This is a genomic window from Oleiphilus sp. HI0086 (assembly GCF_001635225.1).
In genome coordinates this window covers 1-1,370 of record NZ_LWFZ01001067.1, presented here as the reverse complement: position 1 = coordinate 1,370, position 1,370 = coordinate 1, and the positions used below count along the sequence as shown (strand labels likewise).

Annotated in this window: 3 protein-coding genes; 2 read left to right on the top strand and 1 reads right to left on the bottom strand. The window is 41.5% G+C overall.

What is annotated here, in order from left to right; translation table 11 throughout:
- Positions 1 to 309 (bottom strand): GntR family transcriptional regulator (locus A3756_RS19030; RefSeq protein ID WP_156490605.1); only part of this gene is annotated, 309 nt, incomplete at its 3' end.
- A gap of 173 nt (positions 310 to 482) precedes the next feature.
- On the opposite strand from A3756_RS19030, the gene A3756_RS19025 reads away from it, so the two are divergent.
- Positions 483 to 716 (top strand): DUF1127 domain-containing protein, encoded by a 234-nt coding sequence (locus A3756_RS19025; protein ID WP_068508732.1) that lies wholly within the window; start codon positions 483 to 485, stop codon positions 714 to 716.
- Positions 717 to 852: 136 nt separating this feature from the next.
- A partial coding sequence (locus tag A3756_RS19020) for a hypothetical protein (protein WP_156490604.1) occupies positions 853 to 1,370 on the top strand: 518 nt, incomplete at its 3' end.

Genomic DNA, 1,370 nt, shown 5'->3' with positions numbered 1-1,370 from the left:
GATCAATTCTGAAGTGGTGACTTCATCCGGGCCGCAATCAGAGACAGAGTTGTGGATATGGTCTTTAGATAAATGTTCTACCGGCGCACTGAGCGCAATGGCTTTAACATAATAGCCAGACTTTGGCCTCACCTCAATCAGCCCCCAGTCCTCTAGTAAACCGTAGCTCATTAAAACAGTCGACACACTGACCGAGCGCTGTTTCGCTAATTCCCGAACAGAAGGAAGCTTATCCCCCCTAGCAAAAGTACTTTGCCGAATCTGCTCAGCAAGGTCATTTGCTAACAATTTATAAATAGGCTGTTTCATTGTTGTGCTCCCAGAACCATAACAGTTGTTCAAATATTATACTTAACAGTTCATTCATACTACATCTGTTATGGCTAATTTAGTTAAATTCTAAATCTGTTACGTATCAGACAACCTCCGTATAGTATTCATCTTCAAGCCCTATCATTATTAGTATTGCGAGGAAAGATACGATGAGACATGAAATACTCCCTTCGCCACAAGGTCTTCACAATTACTCAGGCTCATTAAAAGGCCTCACCAATCTATGTCTACGATTTGCCAAGCAATTACACTCGCTAGCATGGCGACTGGAGATACACCGACAACGTAAAAAGCTGCTTCAACTGAGTGATGCTCAATTAAGAGATATTGGCGTGTCCCGACAAGAAGCACAACTCGAAGCAAGTCAGCCTCTATGGAAGTAGAGGCTTAAGCCGTCAAATACCAGGAGGCAAATCACCCTGCTTTCTGTTATAAATAGGCTTCGTATCGGTATAAGAGCATTAAGCTGCCGTCTAATCGTGCAATGCTTATTAAAGATGGGTGAAAACAAAATACTCCATGTCTATCAAGAAAACTCCTTTTCTTACCTTGCTTCTGTCGCTCACATTGTTGATTAGCGTCTTATACGGGCATAAGCATGATGAACAACAGTGGCTATCTATAAACAAACATTACCAACAAGATTTATTAGCAATCGAAGCCCCCATTTTTTTTGATTACCTTGATCGTAGGCTAAACATAGAAGGCCTGGGTTCAGCCCAAAAGATTGATAGCTTAAAAGCTGATTTTGAAGATGGTGAGTCGCTTCCTACGATCAAAGCTATCTTGGAAGATTCAGCTTTTTCCTCCTATATCAAGCAGAATGGCAGCATGTTTCTTGAGAAAGCCATACTGGAAACATGGCATGAGGAGCGGCTTATAATTGAGCAAATGTATCGCGCCACCAGTACAAACTTACTTGGCCTTTCTGCTCAAGACTTCAGCATCAGACAGATCCTCACTCATGTTTTCGCACACCCCTCTCATCCATTGTTTATTTTAGTATTTCTATGTTTTTCAGTTTTATCCTTCTACTT

What these genes read in the sequence shown, in the direction of transcription:
- A3756_RS19025 (WP_068508732.1), top strand. Translation starts at nt 483, where the DNA reads ATGAGACATGAAATACTCCCTTCGCCACAAGGTCTTCACAATTACTCA.